Consider the following 18,267-nt stretch of genomic DNA (forward strand, 5'->3'; position numbering starts at 1 on the left):
TCCAACTAGTTTTTAGAGGAATTTTGCAAATTACTTTATTTAAAATTTGTAAAAAATAGTTTTAATAATTTGAGAATCGGAGATTTCTGATCATGGCTAATAGAATTATCGGTATTGACTTAGGTACTACCAATTCTTGCGTAGCAATTATGGAAGGTGGTAAACCTCGTGTTATTGAGAATGCTGAAGGTGAGAGAACTACCCCATCGGTCGTCGCTTATACCGTCGACGGCGAAATATTAGTGGGCCCTTCCGCAAAGCGACAAGCAGTAACCAACCCTAAAAATACATTATACGCTATCAAACGGCTAATTGGTCGTAAGTTTGAGGACGAAGTCGTTAAGCGTGATATGGGCATGGTACCTTACAAAATTGTGCGCGCGGACAATGGTGACGCTTGGGTTGAAGTAAATGGCCAAAAATTAGCGCCGCAACAAGTTTCTGCTCAAATTTTAATGAAAATGAAAAAAACAGCCGAAGATTATTTAGGGGAAGAAGTAAAAGAGGCTGTCATAACCGTGCCTGCTTATTTCAATGACTCCCAACGTCAAGCTACAAAAGACGCTGGCAAAATTGCCGGTCTAGAAGTTAAACGTATTATCAATGAGCCTACAGCTGCGGCGTTAGCATATGGCCTGGATAAGAAAAAGGGCGACACTAAAATTGCAGTGTATGACTTAGGGGGTGGTACTTTTGATATCTCTATCATTGAAATTGCTGAAGTAGAGGGCGAACATCAATTTGAAGTGCTTGCTACGAATGGAGATACCTTTTTAGGTGGTGAAGATTTTGATAAACGCCTTATTGACTACTTAGTGGGCGAATTCAAAAAAGACAGTGGCATCGATTTACAACAAGATCCACTCGCCTTACAGCGTCTTAAAGAAGCAGCAGAAAAAGCTAAAATTGAACTTTCCTCTGCCCAACAAACAGACGTCAATTTGCCCTATATCACCGCTGATGCGAACGGTCCAAAGCACTTAAATATTCGTCTAACACGTGCAAAATTAGAGTCTTTAGTTGAAAGTTTAATCGAACGCACTATTGAACCTTGTAAACTCGCTATCAAAGATGCGGGTCTTAAAGTGACAGATATTGATGAAGTTATTTTAGTGGGTGGACAAACGCGGATGCCGAAGGTTCAAGAAGCGGTTAAGAACTTCTTTGATAAAGAACCGCGTCGCGATGTTAACCCTGATGAAGCGGTCGCCATGGGCGCTGCTATTCAAGGCGCGGTGTTATCGGGCGAGGTGAAAGACGTTTTATTATTAGATGTGACCCCTCTTTCACTAGGGATTGAAACCCTAGGTGGAGTGATGACCAAACTCATCGAAAAAAATACCACTATTCCTACTAAGGCGAATCAAGTATTTTCAACTGCAGATGATAACCAAACTGCAGTGACCGTACATGTGTTACAAGGTGAGCGCGAAATGGCTTCTGCCAATAAATCACTCGGTCGCTTCGATTTAGCAGACATTCCTCCTGCTCCAAGAGGGATGCCACAGATTGAGGTAACTTTTGATATTGATGCAAACGGTATACTGCATGTTTCTGCTAAAGATAAGGCAACCGGAAAACAGCAATCCATTCAAATTAAGGCGTCCAGCGGTTTGTCTGATGACGAGGTAGAAAGAATGATGCGAGATGCTGAACAAAATAAAGAAGCAGATCGCAAATTCCATGAATTAGTTGATACTCGAAACAAAGCAGACGCATTAATTCACAGTGCGACTAAATCATTAAAAGATTTAGGAGATAAGATTACTGCGGATGAAAAACAACAGATCGAATCTTCTGTAGAAGAATTGAAAGAAGCTTTAAAAGGCGACAATAAGGATGAGATTGAGGCGAAGACTCAAAAACTTTCTGAAGCAGCTTCCAAGATGGCTGAAAAAGCTTATGCTCAAGCCGGTGGAGAAGGACAACAAGGTGCACCGGGAGACCAATCTAGCGCCCCAGGACAAGAGCAACACAAAGGGGATAACGTTGTGGATGCTGAGTTTGAAGAAGTTAAGGATGATGATAAAAAATAAACCCTCTCTTTCCCCGCATAGCAAGAACACCTCATTAATGAGGTGTTCTTGCTTATATTATGCAACTGAATAGTGGGTTGGGATCTTTTAATTTAATTTTCTGGCATTAATAACATGGCAAAACAAGATTATTACACGATTTTAGAAGTAGAACGTAACGCTAGCGAAGCTGATCTTAAGAAAGCTTATCGGCGTCTAGCAATGAAATATCATCCGGATCGGAATCCGGATAATCATGAAGCTGAGGCTAAGTTTAAAGAAGCTAAAGAAGCCTATGAAATTCTATCGGACAGTCGTAAACGATCAGCCTATGATCAATTTGGTCATGCTGGAGTGGATCCAAGCATGGGTGGCGGGCCACAAGGCTTTGATATCGGTGATATATTCGGTGATATAAGTGATATATTCGGAGATATTTTTGGCGGTGGTGGTGGTCGAGGGCGGAGTCAGCGAGGTTCAGATTTAATCTATAATCTAGAGCTTTCACTGGAAGAAGCAGTCCACGGCAAGGCAGTAGAGATTCGTGTTCCAACATTAGTCGGATGTAATGAATGTCAGGGTTCAGGCGCCAAGAAAGGATCCGGCCCAGTTACCTGTAAGTCTTGTAATGGAATTGGACAAATTCGTGTCCAACATGGCTTTTTTACTGTCCAACAGACTTGCCCTACTTGCCATGGCAAAGGGAAAACAATTGAAAATCCATGCCCTAATTGTCGGGGACAAGGCCGCACTCAGCAACATAAAACACTTTCAGTAAAAATACCTCCAGGGGTTGATACAGGCGATCGCATTCGGCTTTCGGGTGAAGGAGAAGCAGGGGGTCACGGAGCGCCTGCGGGTGATTTATATGTGCAAGTACATCTTAAAACCCACGCTATTTTTGTGCGGGAAGGTGCAGATTTACATTGTGAAGTTCCTATTAATTTCGTAGCCGCTGCGTTAGGCGGAGAATTAGAAGTACCTACCCTAGACGGTAAAGTGATGTTAAAGATTCCTGCTGAAACACAAAGTGGCAAGTTATTTCGACTGCGGGGTAAGGGTGTTAATTCTCCTAGAACAGGCCGTGCGGGTGATTTATTTTGTAAAGTTATGGTTGAGACCCCAGTTAACTTGTCCCACGAACAAAAAGAATTGTTACAGCAATTCTCGGATTCATTGAGTAAGGAGGGGGGGAAGCATAGTCCTCGTTCCAAAAGCTGGTTTGAAGGCGTAAAACGATTTTTCGATGGTATAACTTCTTAGGCGACTGGGCCGCGCCCCAAATTATGGGTTGCATGATCAGCAAAATAACTAAAAGCATCGACTGTTTTTTGGGCTGCATTAATTAGCGTTTTAACTTTCCCAGTTTCAAGCAGGTGCTCTTGCTGCAGCGTAGCTATTTCGGCTTCATATTGTGAGGCTAGCTTAGGGATGCTTCCTTCTTCGATACTTTTCTTCAGGTCATTAAGACAAACCATTAACTCTATAATTTTTGCGTTTTGAATATATTTTGGATGTGCAATAATATATTTTTCACACATTAAATTATTTGTAAGTTCCCTCAAATATTCTTCAATCATCTCCAGTTTTTCAGAATCAGAACCAGAGGTAAATTCATGCAAGCTAAGCAGCACTACTATTTCCTGTTTGGCTAATATTTGCATATGTAAAGCTGCAAGATAGTTATGGCATCCAGATTTTAATGTAGCGTTATCATTTTTTGCATCAAGTAGCATTTTGCTCACTTTATTAAGAGCTAAAGGTTCATCAGGATTGAAATCGCTGGGTACATTACAATCCTTTATAAGTTGTTTATATGCAGTTAAAAATAGTTGTTTTGTAATAATGATATATTCTTTCAGCGACAACGTAGCTAATTCCTCTTTTAAAAGCTCACCTAAATCTTGGTCGCACCATATTAATTCATTAATTTCCTTGAGACAGGCCTTAATTTCTTCAGCAGTCTTGGGTGCCGATGAATCTATATTCTTAATTTTGGTGCGAATAGAATTGCTTAAAGAAAATAGGTTGTCTAATTTTGTCCCATCCTCCTCTTTAGTAAAAGTGAGGGTAACGGGACATTTTTCCCGATATTGCGCTAAAAGTGTCTTTTCTTTATTTTTCAAATTAGGTAAAACAGATCTATTAAAGAATTTGTGTTGTTCGAGTGCAGCTTGCAATTCTGGTCTGAACATTGTAACGGAAAAAAGATTTTGATGTAGCTGCAATGAAAAAGGATTGAGAATTTTGCCTGAAGGTTCACAGCCATTTTTGGGGTCCGGTGCTTTTTTCGGTCGTAGGTTGGCATGCATAATGGTTTGCAGTAGGGGCATCGTCGTTGGTCTTAATAAATCGGCTTTAAATTTCAATGTGGCAGCATAATCAATTTTTTGTTTAAGAATCTTTTTTAGAGCATTCAATTTGGATTTATGGCGCGAGTAAAAAGGAATTTTTTGAATTTGCTTATTAATAAATGCTCTAGTCACCTTACTTGATGGAGATTTAGGGTGTTCGCCTGGCTTTAGCTGCCCCAGGTGGGTTTCGGAATTAACCGTGACATCATATTTATAACTACAATGTTGCACATAGTTTTTAACTATTTCCAAATGAGCTATTTTCTCGCGAAAAGGAGGGAATATTGCAATGAATCGTTTATTCGCTTTCTGTCTCTTTGCAATTTCATTATCTATTAAAGTAATGAAATCATCATACGTGAGCACATTTTTTTCAAAAGGGATTGAATATTTCTGCACAAGTTTGGTAACAGTGATGCCAGTAATAGCGGCTAAAATAATTGTCTCTTCGTCGCTGATAGTATATTTGATTTTGCTCACCTGATGTTTGAAAGCGGCTTGGTCTTCTAGGCTACGCCTCTCTATAGGGACACCAGAATTGATAGAACGTGCCAGTTTTTGTAATTCACCCAAGGCAGTACTAGATTTGTGAGTTTTTGAGCTCAGTTGTTCAAGGTATTCCAGAACAGGAATTTCCGCTGCAATTTCGAAGGCAGCACCGTTAACCGAATCAATAAATGTCTGATCTTGCTGTAATATTTGTTGTAATAAATGATATTCATTATTTTCCGGAGAGTTATGGGCAGAAAGTTCTTCTAATAAATTGTTTGGTTCAAATCCAATGCCGTAGAATGTTTCTAATGCAGCTAGAACGTGAGAAATTTCTTCTCTCACTAAAGAGTGAAACGTTTCTGAGTATTCCGCTTTCTCTGGAGGAATCCGATCATTATCAAGGTGGGAAGCGATACTGGTAATAAATTGATTGCAGACAGTTTTAGCTAATTCATATTTAGAATGGTTGAGACTACCTATTAAACTTTGGGTATATAAATCTGAGAAAAGTAAAAGTTGTTGCTGTGAAGAAGCAAACTTTTTTTCCGCATCGGGAAGCAATAATTTAAAAATATTCAAAAAAGAGCTTAATTTAACTCTGTCAGCTTCAGTGTAGTTGCGGGCTGCGCGATAAAAATTACTGATAGCAAATACAAAATCTAACGGAGATTCACCATTATACGCGTGATACTCTTTAGCTGCCAATTCCCAAAGTGTACGGAAGTTGCTTTTTTCACTAGAGGGCTGTGGATTTTTTAATAGAATATATATTTTTAAAGAGTATGGATTGTCATTGAAATAATCATCGATTGCGTTAAGTAGGGCAGCAGGTGGTGGTTTTTCGGCGGACCCTATTTCTGAAAAGATAGTTGACCAAACCTTTGCGAAATCACCCCCATCGTTGTTAATTGATAAGCGGAAGTTATCAAGTATGTCCACGCATTGTTGAGTAACTTCAGCTGAGTTTGAGGGCAACTCAGAGGGATTAGATAGATTAGAAAGGTTTTCTATGATGGAAGTAAATTGGTTATAAGCTATTTGATGTTTTTCGTTCATAGTGTCCCTCAATTCCTATAGACAAATAGGTTGCATTGCGCGATCTAGTTTTTGGGTCCCACTGGACCAAATTTTGAAGTTGGATGATCTGCAAGATGCACTAAACTCCTCGTTGTATCTCTGGCGGCGTCAACGATATTTTTCGCGCGCCCCTCATCAAAAGCCTGTATTTTTGTTAACTTAACCTTCTCTTCACTTAATTCAGTTTTAAGCTTATTAATGATCTCATTACTAGCGGTTGGGTCTGCTTTTATCCGCTCTAAAGTGCTCTGCAACCTAACCAGTACTTGATCATATTTTTTTAGGTTGAGGAATTCTGGCGTTAAAGCTTGCTTATCAGAGATAGAAATTAATGGCTTGGGATCGCAGCCGGCCGTAACTTCGCTGATAGCCTTACCCAATAGGTCAACAAGAGAGAGGACATTGTTGTCTATCGATAATTGTTTAGCGATCTTTTCTAGAATGGATGTGCAGAGATCATTTGCCTGGATAGATGCTAATATGCATCTTTTAAAAACAGGCGCGTATTTAACCACCGCTTTTTTAGCCGCTTTAATATTGGTGATCATTGTAGCCACTTTTTGAAGGGCCTTGGTTTCAGATCGATTGAAACCCTCCCTCTCAAATTCATCGACTTTAAAATTTGCTAAGTTGGTCGCTGTAATTAATTGTTGGCAAGCTTGCTTAGTTTTAATTTGATGAAAATCTAAAAGTACTTGCAAGGTTAAATCAGTGTAGGCGGTGTCAACATTGTCTAGCTGCTCACGTAGTGTCGCAAGTTCGGTTTTGAGTGCCTCACTGGTACCTGGTGGCTTTGAGTTAAGTTTGGCAAGTTTTTTTGTCTTTAAGCATATCGTTTCTGATAATTGCGTTAATGACTGCCCTTCTAACAATTCAAAGTTGGTAACTTCCTTGGAAACCACACAATCCCCAACAACTTCATTAAATCTTTCAACGTTTTGAATGAATTGTGGTTGAAAGAAACGGGGTAAAGGCAACCCCTCGGAATTGCCAGCCGCTTTTTCAGGAGAGGTTAAATTTTTAGTAATGAGAGTGTCTAGCTGTAGTTTATACGCTGCTCCCGATAAGCCCTGTTCATGCTTCAAATTGGAAATGATAGCTCTTTTTTGGGTAAATAGAGCATTCAGTTTTTTTAGAGAACGGTTAGTGCTGATTAAACCCGAAAAGTATCCAGTCATATTTGAGAAGCGCTTTCTAAATTCTAGACTGCTGTTTTCATCTTTTTTATTACGGTATAAACCGTTCGCCAGACGTTCCTCAGGATTTTTTAATCCTTTAGTATTTTCTTCGTGGAAGTGGAGGTATTCAAGCGCTAAATTCAAATGACTAATTCTTTTAGGCCAAATGTGTTTGCGAAACCAGTGTGTGCTGTTTTGAAGGTCTCGCTGAAGAATGATTTCATTTATTTGATCCTTAGCGTCCTTATAGGAAGTGCCACCTTTACTACCAATTTGGGTAAAATCTAAACCGGTGATTTTATTTAATACTCTGGTTTCCTCTATAGAAAGCGTGTACTTAACCCGAGCAGCCTGATATTTGAAATTGGAGTAACTTTCTAAACCACTTTCTAAATTGAAAGGCTTAGGAAGATCCTGAGCTAGCCTTTTAAGATCCTCAATATTCTGTGCTCTTAAACTTGGGGTAGGGACAGTTTCCTTCAATTTTTGTAAAGCTTGGGCAGCTTCGTCTGCATCGAAGTATTTTTGCAAAACCTCACCAGGAGCCGCAGCATCCGCTCTTACTTCATCTTCTTTTTGCATATATTGCCCTTCATAATGAGTGATCTAGAGAGTAATCATACCTTCAATTAATTAGGGAAATATTAAGGGCTGTGCTAGCAATGGGAGGAAAGCATGGCAACCGCATCAAAAACACCCGTGACAAACATTTGAGGCTTGAATTTCCCTGGATTTCGCTACGCTACATCCAGGATACTTGGGGGTGTTGTAGCCTGGATGTAGCGTAGCGAAATCCAGGGCTTATTCAGTTTGATGCGGTTGCCATGGGGAGGAAGCTTTCCATAATAAGAACCCGGAACAGAGTAGGCACTTGTATTGGGGAGTCTTTAGAAATTTTTAACGGAAAGGCTAGGAGAGGAAGGGAAGAGAACTTCCCTTCTTACATAACTCTTAAGAGTTTTGGTTAGAAGCTGGGCTTTGTGCTTCTTGAGCTTGAGGAGCCATTGCATTGTTGTCTGCGCTAGCTTGTTGAGCTTGATCAGCATTCATAGCGTCGTTTTTAGCTTGCTTGTTATTTGCTTTTTTATGAGCGGTTTTGCATTTGCATTTGCATTTTTGGTTTTTGTGGTAAATGGTTTTGGTTTTTTCACCATTCATGTCGCTTTGAGCTTTTTCGTTGCTCGCTGCTAATTGTTGATTTTCATTAGCTGCGTTAACTTGTTGTTGACCTTGCATTTGCGCATTTTGATCAGCAGCCATTGGTGCATTTTGGTTTTCAGCAGCAAAAGCTGGGAAAGCGAGTAAGCCTGATAATAAAACTGGGGCTAATGCTTTGATGAATTTCATAGAGATTCTCCGTATTGTTTATCAATTGCTATTCCTCTCAGCCATTTGAGAGCGGAACGTATAATACACTCGTTTTCCCAATTTATAAATAAGTTTTTTAGGCTGGATGCTAGAATTTAGACCATATTTTGAAAAACTTACGTGCTTTACGTAGAGCGTTGGTAACAAAAGTAGACTTTTGATATTAAAACCGTAAAATGTGCTTCCAGCCCTATAAAAATCTTAATAATCTATTTTGACCTATTTCGGAGGTTTTTTGAAACAGCCAGCTATTCTTGCGCTCGAAGATGGAAGTGTGTTTGAAGGTATTTCTATCGGCGCGGAAGGGAAGACGATAGGTGAGGTTGTTTTTAACACGGCGATGACAGGGTATCAGGAAATTCTGACGGATCCTTCTTATGCGAAACAACTGGTCACATTGACCTACCCTCATATAGGGAATGTAGGCGTTAACCCTGAAGATCAAGAATCTGATCACGTGTGGGCCGCAGGTCTTATCATTCGCGACCTATCTCTTCAGGTGAGTAATTGGCGCTCTGAGATGTCCCTAGATAATTATTTAAAGGAAAATAATGTTATAGCCATCGCTGAAATTGATACCCGTAAATTGACAAGAATTTTGCGTGAAAAAGGGGCGTTGAATGGCTGTATTATGGCGGGTAAAGAGGCTAATAGTGACGAGGCTTTAAAATTAGCCAATGCGTTCCCAGGCTTGAAAGGAGTAGACCTCGCAAAAGAAGTCACCACCAAAAAAACCTATTCCTGGACAGAAGGAAGTTGGAGCTGGCCTGAGGGATATAGAAAATATGCTACTGAAGATTTGCCTTGGCATATTGTGGTATACGATTTTGGTGTGAAAAGAAACATTTTACGCTTACTTGTTGATAGAGGCTGTAGATTAACAGTGGTTCCCGCTACGACCCCGATGGAAACCGTCTTAAACTTGAATCCAGACGGGATTTTCTTATCTAATGGTCCTGGCGACCCAGCGGCTTGTCATTATGCTATTCAGGCAATCCAAGTCCTCCAAGCTACCGATGATATTCCCTTGTTTGGAATTTGTCTTGGGCACCAGTTATTAGCGCTTGGATGTGGGGCGAAGACAGTAAAAATGAAGTTTGGTCATCATGGAGCCAATCATCCAGTTTTTAACGAACAAACTAAGCAAGTCTTTATTACTAGTCAAAATCATGGTTTTACAGTAGACGAGCAAACCTTGCCCTCTCACCTGAAAGTCATTAATCGATCACTTTTTGATGGATCCTTGCAGGGAATTCAACATACTCAAAAACCTTGGTTTGGATTTCAGGGTCATCCAGAAGCCAGTCCAGGTCCTCACGATGTGCAAAATCTATTTAATCAGTTTGTTGAATTGATTAAAAATCATAATAGAGCGAGTTATGCCGAAACGAAATGATATTAAAAGTATTTTAATTATTGGCGCAGGCCCCATTGTAATCGGGCAGGCCAGTGAATTTGACTATTCTGGTGCTCAAGCTTGTAAAGCGCTGAAAGAAGAGGGTTATCGCGTCATATTAGTGAATTCGAATCCCGCAACGATCATGACCGATCCTGAGCTTGCTGATGCCACCTATATTGAACCTGTGAATTGGGAGGTGATCGCTAAAATCATTGAAAAAGAACGCCCGGATGCATTGTTGCCCACCATGGGCGGCCAAACTGCCTTAAATTGTGCATGTGACTTATCAAGGGAAGGGATTTTAGAAAAGTACAATGTGAAGATGATTGGTGCAACCCATGAAGCGATTGATAAAGCAGAAAATCGTGAATTATTTCGTGAAGCAATGATTAAGATTGGTTTAGAAATGCCCCGCTCCGGCCTAGCTCATACCCTTGAAGAAGCCCTTGCTATTGTGGATGACCTCGGATTTCCAGTAATTATTCGCCCTTCTTTTACTTTGGCGGGTAGTGGGGGCGGTATTGCTTATAATCGTGAAGAGTTTGTCGAGATTTGTGAGCGAGGTTTAGAGCTTTCTCCTACTCATGAGCTTCTGCTCGATGAATCCATCATTGGATGGAAAGAATATGAAATGGAAGTTATCAGAGACCATAAAGATAACTGTATTATCGTATGTTCAATTGAAAATATGGATGCAATGGGTATCCACACGGGTGATTCAATCACTGTGGCTCCCGCCCAAACACTTACTGATAAAGAATATCAACGCATGCGGAATGCATCGATAGCGGTTTTACGCGAAATTGGTGTTGACACAGGTGGGTCCAATGTTCAGTTCGCAATCAATCCAAAAGATGGGCGAATGGTGGTCATTGAAATGAATCCCAGAGTTTCACGATCCTCCGCTTTATCTTCAAAGGCTACGGGGTTTCCTATCGCGAAAGTGGCCGCTAAACTGGCGGTGGGATATACCTTAGATGAATTAGGCAATGAAATTACTAATAATAAAACACCGGCATCATTTGAACCTAGCATTGATTATGTGGTGACTAAGATTCCTCGATTTAATTTTGAAAAATTCCCTAAAACAGATGCTCGATTAACCACTCAAATGAAGTCGGTCGGCGAAGTTATGTCAATTGGACGCACTTTCCAAGAATCTTTGCAGAAAGGATTGCGTGGTTTAGAGGTGGGAGTATCCGGTTTAGATCCAAAAATTGATCTTACCCGGTCCGATGCTGAAGACATCATTCGTAGAGAATTGAGTATTCCTGGATGGGATCGGATTTGGTATGTCGCAGACGCATTCCGTTATGGTTTGTCGATTGAAGAAGTGCATAAACTATCATTTATAGACCCCTGGTTCTTAGCACAGATCAAAGACCTTGTTATAACTGAGCAATCGATCAGTGGCACAAGGCTAACCGATCTTGATAAAGCAGCGATCTACCATCTTAAACGCAAAGGTTTCTCTGACATTCGCTTAGCGACATTATTGGGCGTAAGTGAACAAGCATTCCGCAACTTCAGGCACGGTCTTAATGTGCATCCCGTATACAAAAGGGTAGATACCTGTGCTGGAGAGTTTGAAACGAATACAGCGTATCTCTATTCTACCTATGAGGAAGAGTGTGAAGCCAAGCCTACGGATAAACAAAAAATTATTGTTTTGGGCGGTGGTCCAAACCGTATCGGTCAAGGCATAGAATTTGATTATTGTTGTGTTCACGCTGTAATGGCTATTCGTGAACTAGGTTTCGAAACCATAATGATTAATTGTAATCCTGAAACTGTTTCAACCGATTATGATGTATCTGATCGCCTCTATTTTGAATCCCTTACTTTGGAAGACGTTTTAGAAATTGTTCGTTTGGAAAAGCCGAGGGGAGTAATTGTGCAATATGGAGGGCAAACCCCCTTAAAATTAGCGAGATCTCTGGAGGCAGCAGGAGTGCCTATTATTGGCACCAGCTCTGATGCTATTGATCGCGCTGAAGATCGTGAACGCTTTCAACAGTTAGTGAACAAGCTTGAGTTGCGTCAACCTCCAAATGGTACCGTGAGAAGCGTAGAAGAAGGTCTTCGTTTAGCGAACGTTTTTGCCTACCCTCTGGTAGTGAGACCCTCCTATGTTTTAGGTGGGCGGGCAATGGAAGTCGTCTATAACGACAGAGAACTAAGACGTTATATGAATGAATCGCAAGAGGTATCACCCGATTCACCCTTACTTTTAGATCATTTCTTAGATAATGCTATTGAAGTCGATATTGATGCTATTTCTGATGGTAAAGACATCCTTATTGGTGGCGTGATGGAACACATTGAGCAAGCGGGTGTTCATTCAGGAGACTCAGCATGTTGTCTTCCTCCTCACAGCCTTCCTCCCGAAATCCAAGAAAAGTTACGCTCACAAATGCGTAAAATGGCATTAGAATTAGGTGTGATAGGGTTAATGAATGCCCAGTTCGCTATTCAAGATAATGAAGTTTATATCCTAGAGGTCAATCCGCGCGCCTCTCGAACGGTACCGTTTGTCGCTAAAGCCATTGGCATTCCGCTAGCTAAAATTGCAGCACGTTGTATGGTGGGTGTTTCACTGAAAGAACAAAACTGTTTCGAAGAAATTATTCCGACGCATTACGCCGTTAAGCAACCTGTTTTTCCTTTTGCTAAGTTCCCTGGGGTTGATCCTATTTTGGGTCCAGAAATGCGGTCAACAGGCGAAGTGATGGGTATCGGAAGTTGCTTCGCAGAGGCTTTTGCCAAGGCACAATTAGGGGCTGATAAAGATATACCTAAAACGGGCACAGCTTTCATCAGCGTCAGAGATGCGGATAAACATCGTGTGATTGATTTAGCGCAAGCGCTTATCGATTTAGGCTTTAAAATCGTGGCGACTGAAGGTACCTCCCAAGCACTCAAAAAATTTGGGATTACTTGTGAGTTGGTTTATAAAGTCAATGAAGGCAGGCCCCATATTGTCGACATGATTAAAAATGATGAGATTGATTTGATCGTAAATACAACTGAGGGCGAGCAGGCTATTGCGGACTCATTTGCAATAAGGCGAAATGCGGTTCAGCATAAAGTTTGCTACTATACAACCATCGCTGGCGGTAAGGCTGCTTGTGCATCACTTCATCATGATGCGTTAAGTAATATCATTCGCCTTCAAGATCTGCACTTTTGATTGGAGTACGTATGAATAATGTACCAATGACTGCTATCGGCGCAGCAAAATTAACCGAAGAATTAGAGCGACTAAAAAGGGTGGAACGCCCGAGTGTTACTAAGGCCATTGCAGAGGCTCGAAGTCACGGAGATTTAAAAGAAAATGCTGAATATCACGCAGCTAAAGAACAACAAGGTTTTATAGAAGCGCGGATTAGAGATATTGAGCACCGTCTTTCAAGAGCCAGTATTATCGATGTCACGAAGCTTACCAATGAAGGCAAGGTGGTGTTTGGTGCAACAGTCTCCCTGGTTAATGTAGAATCGGATGAAGAAGTGGTCTATCAAATAGTTGGCGAGGAAGAAGCGGATATACGATCCGGTAAACTCTCTTTTACCTCCCCTATTGCACGCGCAATTATTGGGAAATATTCCGGTGACTCTGTGGAAGTTAGAACGCCAAGTGGCTTGATAGAATATGAAATTGGCAACGTCCAATATTTATAAAAAAATCAAAAGAGGGATCAACATGACGTGTAGGGAACTCTGATTCTGCTATTGCAATCTACGCCACGTCTAATTAAATGCATCCACTCCCATGATCTCCTCCTTTGCAGGAGGAGATGCAAATTTCCTAATCTAAGCTTCAAGTTTTTCGGTATAAGCACCTTTTGACGCAGCACTGTTTAACCGTGCACGTTTTAATAATTCTTCTTGAGCTGCAGAAATGTTCTGTTGTTGACCGCTCCATTTTTTAAGGGCAGGTGCTTGCAGCGCGCGACCATAAGAAAAGCTCAAACACCAAGGATTGTCTTTAGTGTGATTCATTGCATTCAAATGTGCGGTGGCAAGTTCGTCTGTTTGTCCGCCTGATAAAAAGTTTATGCTTGGTACAGCGGCAGGAACCGTTCTACGCAACACTTTCAGGGTGGCTTCTGCAACCTCATCTACGCTCGCTTGAGGCTGATACATTGTTCCTGGAACCACCATATTAGGCTTTAAAATTATATATTCCAGTTTGACTTTGTTTAGGTATAAAGCGTTGAAGACCTCACGTAAGGCGAGCTCGGTAACTTCAGCACATCGCTGCAGGGAATGATTGCCGTCCATTAGCACTTCCGGCTCTACAATGGGTACGATCCCCTCGGCTTGACAGATAGAAGCATAACGTGCAAGCGCCTCAGCATTGGCATGTAATGCGTATTGGCTGGGTAGGTGAGCTGTAATCGGAATGACTGCCCGCCATTTGGCGAATCGTGCTCCCAGGGCTTTATACCCTTTTAATCGTTCTTCTAAACCATCGAGCCCTTGAGTGATATTCTCTTCTGGAGAACCCGAAAGAGGAATGATTCCTTTATCTACTTTTATGCCTGGAACAATTCCTGCATCTTGTAACATTTTTGGGAAGGGGTTGCCATCGTGGGTCTTTTGGCTCAGAGTTTCTTCGTATAAAATAACCCCAGAAATATATTCTTGTATGCTTGGTGTGGTAAATAAGAGTTCACGATAAATTCTGCGGTTTTCTTCAGTCGATTCTACCTTTATGGGCTGGAAGCGTTTGGTAATAGTACCCGTGCTTTCATCCGCCGCTAGTATACCCTTGCCTTGTTTTACGATGTCATCAATTGTCTTTGCAAGTTCCTGGTTACTCAAGATAGTTCCTCCACTATAAAAGTTAAATATGTTAGTAAGCCGTTCATTAATCTTCACAAGATATCAAGAAAGCGCTTTTAACTTCCTCATATAAAGAGCCATGAATAGATTTCCCACCGCAAGTACAATAAAGACCTGCGGAATACTAAAACTCAAGGCAGTAAAAAACATAATAAATAAAGCCGAGCCTACCATGAATAGGGCGCTAATTATATTAGTGGCAGCAATAATTCGCGATCTTACAAGGTCATCTGATTCGGCCTGAATCAATGCATATAAGGGGACTACAAAAAAACCGGCACAGGCCGACATCAAGAAAATGTCAGTTAAGATCTGAAAATTATGTAGTGACCCTAAAAACTGCCCGAGTGTCACAAGTGGTAGGGATGAAACTATCGCTTTTGGTGCCGCTAGATGGATATCTATAAGAAAAATAGACATGGCTCCGATGGCGAATGGAACATATTTCGCCGTTATTTTCCCCTGGAGCAGTTTGTTACAAAGTAATGAACCCGTTCCAATTCCAAAAGAAAACAGGGTTAAAAAAAGCGTAAAAATAGCTGCCCTACCATGTAAATATTCTTTGGTGAATGTAGGCAGCTGCGTGAGAAGCGTGGCACCGACAAACCAAAACCATGAAATGCCAATGATTCCCAAAAAAATAACGCTTTTTTCGCGAGTGAGGTGAATTATACGCAGGGTTTCTTTAGCAATATTGACGGAGATTGGGAGATTAGGATTGGCGGGCGTGATAGCAGGAATGAAAAAACTTGTCACTAATCCTGCAACGGCTATAACAAAGAGAGCAATCGTGATGGCCAGCACCCCATTATTGCCGAGAATTAAACAGCTGCCTAGAATCTGGCCTGCCAAGATGGCAACGAAAGTGCCTGCTTCAATGAGCGCATTGCCTCCGATCAGCTCGTCTTTCGCTAGTAGGTTGGGTAATATTGAATATTTTATCGGCCCAAAAAAGGTAGAGTGGATTCCTAAAAGAAACAATGTCGCCATTAATAAGGTTAAACTTTTAAAGTAAAACCCTATACTGCCAATCAGCATAATGAAAATTTCAACGGATTTAATAATCTTAATGAGCACCGATTTGTCGTATTTATCAGCGATTTGTCCAGCGGTGGCGGAGAATAGGAAAAAGGGCAATATGTAGACTCCGCCAATTAAGGCAATCAGTGTTTGTTCATCTACTAGAATTTGAGTCATTTTAAAGGCAATTAAAATCACAAATCCATTTTTAAACACGTTGTCATTGAAGGCATTGAAAAACTGAGTTAGAAACAAAGGAAAAAAACGGCGGGTTTTAAGTAGGTGATATTGAGTTTGACTCATCCCTAGGTCCTAACAGTGGTGTAAAGTCAGGATTCTAACTAAAGTTGACTCGTTTTCCTACGTATATCCCTGCGCCTACTGTAAGTCACAGGACAAGGAAGTATAAAGTTTTCTTTGGGTCAGACAAAAACATACCCATTCATCGTCATCCCGCGACATGCCTTTCCACGTCGTACCACAGCGCACTCTCCACGTCGTCCCGCGACTTGTTCGCGGGATCCATGTATTAGCCGTTAACAGCACAAAAGATATGTATGGCACAGGACATGGGGAAACACTTTTTTGTCTATTTAGATGCGTAAGTTAAAGATTGCATGGATCCCGCGAACAAGTCGCGGGACGACGTGGAGGTGATTGGCCGCCGGACGAGGCGTGATTGTCACCCTCAAATAAGCCTTTTTGAATTATTGTCCAGTACAAAGCTTAAAGTTTGGAGTATACATGTCTGTTAATAAAGACTTAATATTAATGAAGTACACTTAAAGTAACATAATTTATTGGTGCTTATATCATGCCTAATATAGTTCGCGAGAAAGATAAAATAGATTTGAAGACTCTTCATAATCTAACCGACCCAAGCTCCCTCCAGCGTGCTTTATTTATGACAAAAAAAGGATTTGAAGGGGCAGGTGGCGGTCTTGGTTTGGGCGGGTTCATTGTAACTATTTTAGCCCTAGGGGGATTTTCTATCTCCTTTGTGTTTCAAATAATAGGTGCTGCAGTAGGTGGAACAATATTTGGTACTCTCGCCCTGATTTTAGGGGCTAACCAATTATGGCAGCAACACAAGAAAATAGAAAAATTAAAGCCCGCACTCCTAACGACGATATCCAATCTAAAAGCATCGATTATTGATTATATTAGCAATTATCAATTATTAGAGGATACCTCCTCAACACTTGATGAGGAGATTAAACATTTAAACAAAGTTCTTGCGAAGGCATCCGATAAAGAGAAGGCAAGCATCGAAGCCAGACTCGCTGAATTAAACGATGAAGTCCTGAAAATGCAAGCCCTACAAAAAGAAATTATGGCTCGTTTACAAATAAGCTTAGAAATTTTCACGGGCGGGTCGAATAGCGAAAAACTATCCTTATTATTTGGTTCGAATGGCAGGGGACCCAAAGAAGCGTTGCTTGAGAATTGTTTTTATCAATTTAAAAGCGGAAAAATGACCCAAGACAAGTTCTCTAGAGTTGAGCGAGGCCTAAATACGGTATGGAGTAAGATAGATTTGTCCTATAAGGAGAACGAACAATATGAGCAAGATCTTAAAGACAGAATCGGACCTGAAAAAAAACATCGTCTCACCGGTGTTAAAGCCATTACTCATTCAGGGATCGCTCTCGGCGGGTTTTTAGGAGGATCAGGGTTAGTTTTGACAGTGGCAATTCTCGCTGTAGGGGGCTTTGCTGCGGTTTTGGCAATAGGATGGCCCATCCTCATTCCAGCACTCGGTATAGGTCTACTGGCAGGGGCAGGCTCTTGGCTCTATTATCGCCGTGTTGAAAGAAGACAAGAAAAAAAGATGGAAAAAGTAAATTTAGCCAAAAAACAAATAGATGGTGTAACTTCCTATATCAAGGACAAAGCGAATAATGAAGTTCAGGAGATTGTTAAAAATCATAAGGCTAGAACTGCTGAGTTGGTGGCCACTGTGGAGGTTGTCTTAGAAACACGGGAAAATGATTTGAAAGAGTATGAGGTGAGACTCGAAAATCATGAGATAAGTGTAAAAAAGATAGCTTTTGACTCAGGTCATTTTGGCAGCTATCAATTCAAGGTTGCTACCCATACGCAGCTGAAGATGTTACAAAAAGAAATCGAACAGAACCACAACAATTTAAAAGATCTTAAGAGGAGAATTGAAGAAATTGTGGTTATTGCTGGTTCCGACGATAAAAAAGTGGAGTTGCTGAATCGAGTGAACTCAAGCCTGGGGAGAGCTGAAATTGTGGCTAAAGATTTTAGCCCAATATTCCAGGTTGTGGAGGAAAAGTTGCATTCCAATTCTAAACAAAAAGACTTGCGTGATGCACTAGCAAATAATTTAACGACTCTAAGACCAACAAACTTCCCTTCACCAGACAAAACGCATGAGGATCTGATGAGCGAAGAGGACCAAAGTGATGATGATTCCGACTCAGAAGGTAGAAAGCTAAAACAGCAATAATCTAACAAGGCAATTCCTAAGGATTGCCTTGTTTCGTTTTATT

Annotated in this window: 11 protein-coding genes; 6 read left to right on the forward strand and 5 right to left on the reverse strand. The window is 41.0% G+C overall.

The features are described from left to right. Nucleotides 1-92 precede the first annotated feature (92 nt). Together dnaK and dnaJ are read left to right on the forward strand one after the other, a co-directional pair. On the forward strand, nucleotides 93-2,036 hold the full coding sequence (gene dnaK, locus H0U71_03915) for a molecular chaperone DnaK (protein MBA2654198.1): 1,944 nt from the start codon (nucleotides 93-95) through the stop codon (nucleotides 2,034-2,036). Nucleotides 2,037-2,150: 114 nt separating this feature from the next. Continuing rightward, complete coding sequence (dnaJ, locus tag H0U71_03920; protein MBA2654199.1) at nucleotides 2,151-3,278, forward strand: molecular chaperone DnaJ; 1,128 nt, start codon at nucleotides 2,151-2,153, stop codon at nucleotides 3,276-3,278. Here the strand turns inward: dnaJ and H0U71_03925 are convergent. The 3 genes from H0U71_03925 to H0U71_03935 all read right to left on the reverse strand — a co-directional run bounded on the left by H0U71_03925 (nucleotide 3,275) and on the right by H0U71_03935 (nucleotide 8,463). Continuing rightward, the gene (locus tag H0U71_03925) at nucleotides 3,275-5,917 is read right to left on the reverse strand and encodes a hypothetical protein (protein MBA2654200.1); all 2,643 of its coding nucleotides are present in this window, start codon (nucleotides 5,915-5,917) and stop codon (nucleotides 3,275-3,277) included. The genes dnaJ and H0U71_03925 overlap by 4 nt on opposite strands. Nucleotides 5,918-5,961: 44 nt before the next feature. Beyond that, complete coding sequence (locus H0U71_03930) at nucleotides 5,962-7,698, reverse strand: hypothetical protein (protein ID MBA2654201.1); 1,737 nt, start codon at nucleotides 7,696-7,698, stop codon at nucleotides 5,962-5,964. A 369-nt stretch (nucleotides 7,699-8,067) separates the two neighbouring features. Beyond that, nucleotides 8,068-8,463, reverse strand: coding sequence for a hypothetical protein (locus H0U71_03935; protein MBA2654202.1), 396 nt, complete (start codon nucleotides 8,461-8,463; stop codon nucleotides 8,068-8,070). Nucleotides 8,464-8,719: 256 nt separating this feature from the next. Between H0U71_03935 and carA the strand changes: the two genes are divergently transcribed. Genes carA through greA form a run of 3 tightly spaced genes read left to right on the forward strand, consistent with a single transcriptional unit; the run spans nucleotide 8,720 to nucleotide 13,561 of the window. Further along, nucleotides 8,720-9,880 carry a glutamine-hydrolyzing carbamoyl-phosphate synthase small subunit gene (gene carA, locus H0U71_03940; GenBank protein ID MBA2654203.1) on the forward strand — a complete coding sequence of 387 codons (1,161 nt, stop codon included), beginning with the start codon at nucleotides 8,720-8,722 and terminating at the stop codon, nucleotides 9,878-9,880. Next, entirely contained in the window at nucleotides 9,864-13,073 is a 3,210-nt protein-coding gene (carB, locus tag H0U71_03945) for a carbamoyl-phosphate synthase large subunit (GenBank protein MBA2654204.1), read from the forward strand. Before carA ends, carB begins: the two co-directional genes overlap by 17 nt. A gap of 11 nt (nucleotides 13,074-13,084) precedes the next feature. Beyond that, nucleotides 13,085-13,561 (forward strand): transcription elongation factor GreA, encoded by a 477-nt coding sequence (gene greA / locus H0U71_03950; protein MBA2654205.1) that lies wholly within the window; start codon nucleotides 13,085-13,087, stop codon nucleotides 13,559-13,561. 132 nt (nucleotides 13,562-13,693) lie between these two features. On the opposite strand, the gene H0U71_03955 is transcribed toward greA, so the two are convergent. Together H0U71_03955 and H0U71_03960 are read right to left on the reverse strand one after the other, a co-directional pair. After that, entirely contained in the window at nucleotides 13,694-14,710 is a 1,017-nt protein-coding gene (locus H0U71_03955) for a fructose-bisphosphate aldolase class I (protein MBA2654206.1), read from the reverse strand. A gap of 60 nt (nucleotides 14,711-14,770) precedes the next feature. Next, nucleotides 14,771-16,051 carry an MFS transporter gene (locus H0U71_03960; protein ID MBA2654207.1) on the reverse strand — a complete coding sequence of 427 codons (1,281 nt, stop codon included), beginning with the start codon at nucleotides 16,049-16,051 and terminating at the stop codon, nucleotides 14,771-14,773. 511 nt (nucleotides 16,052-16,562) lie between these two features. Here H0U71_03960 and H0U71_03965 point away from each other — a divergent pair. Next, a complete protein-coding gene (locus H0U71_03965) occupies nucleotides 16,563-18,224 on the forward strand; it encodes a hypothetical protein (protein MBA2654208.1) in 1,662 nt (553 codons plus the stop codon). Nucleotides 18,225-18,267: the final 43 nt, after the last annotated feature.

The organism is Gammaproteobacteria bacterium, from assembly GCA_013697705.1.
Classification (GTDB): domain Bacteria; phylum Pseudomonadota; class Gammaproteobacteria; order UBA6002; family UBA6002; genus UBA6002.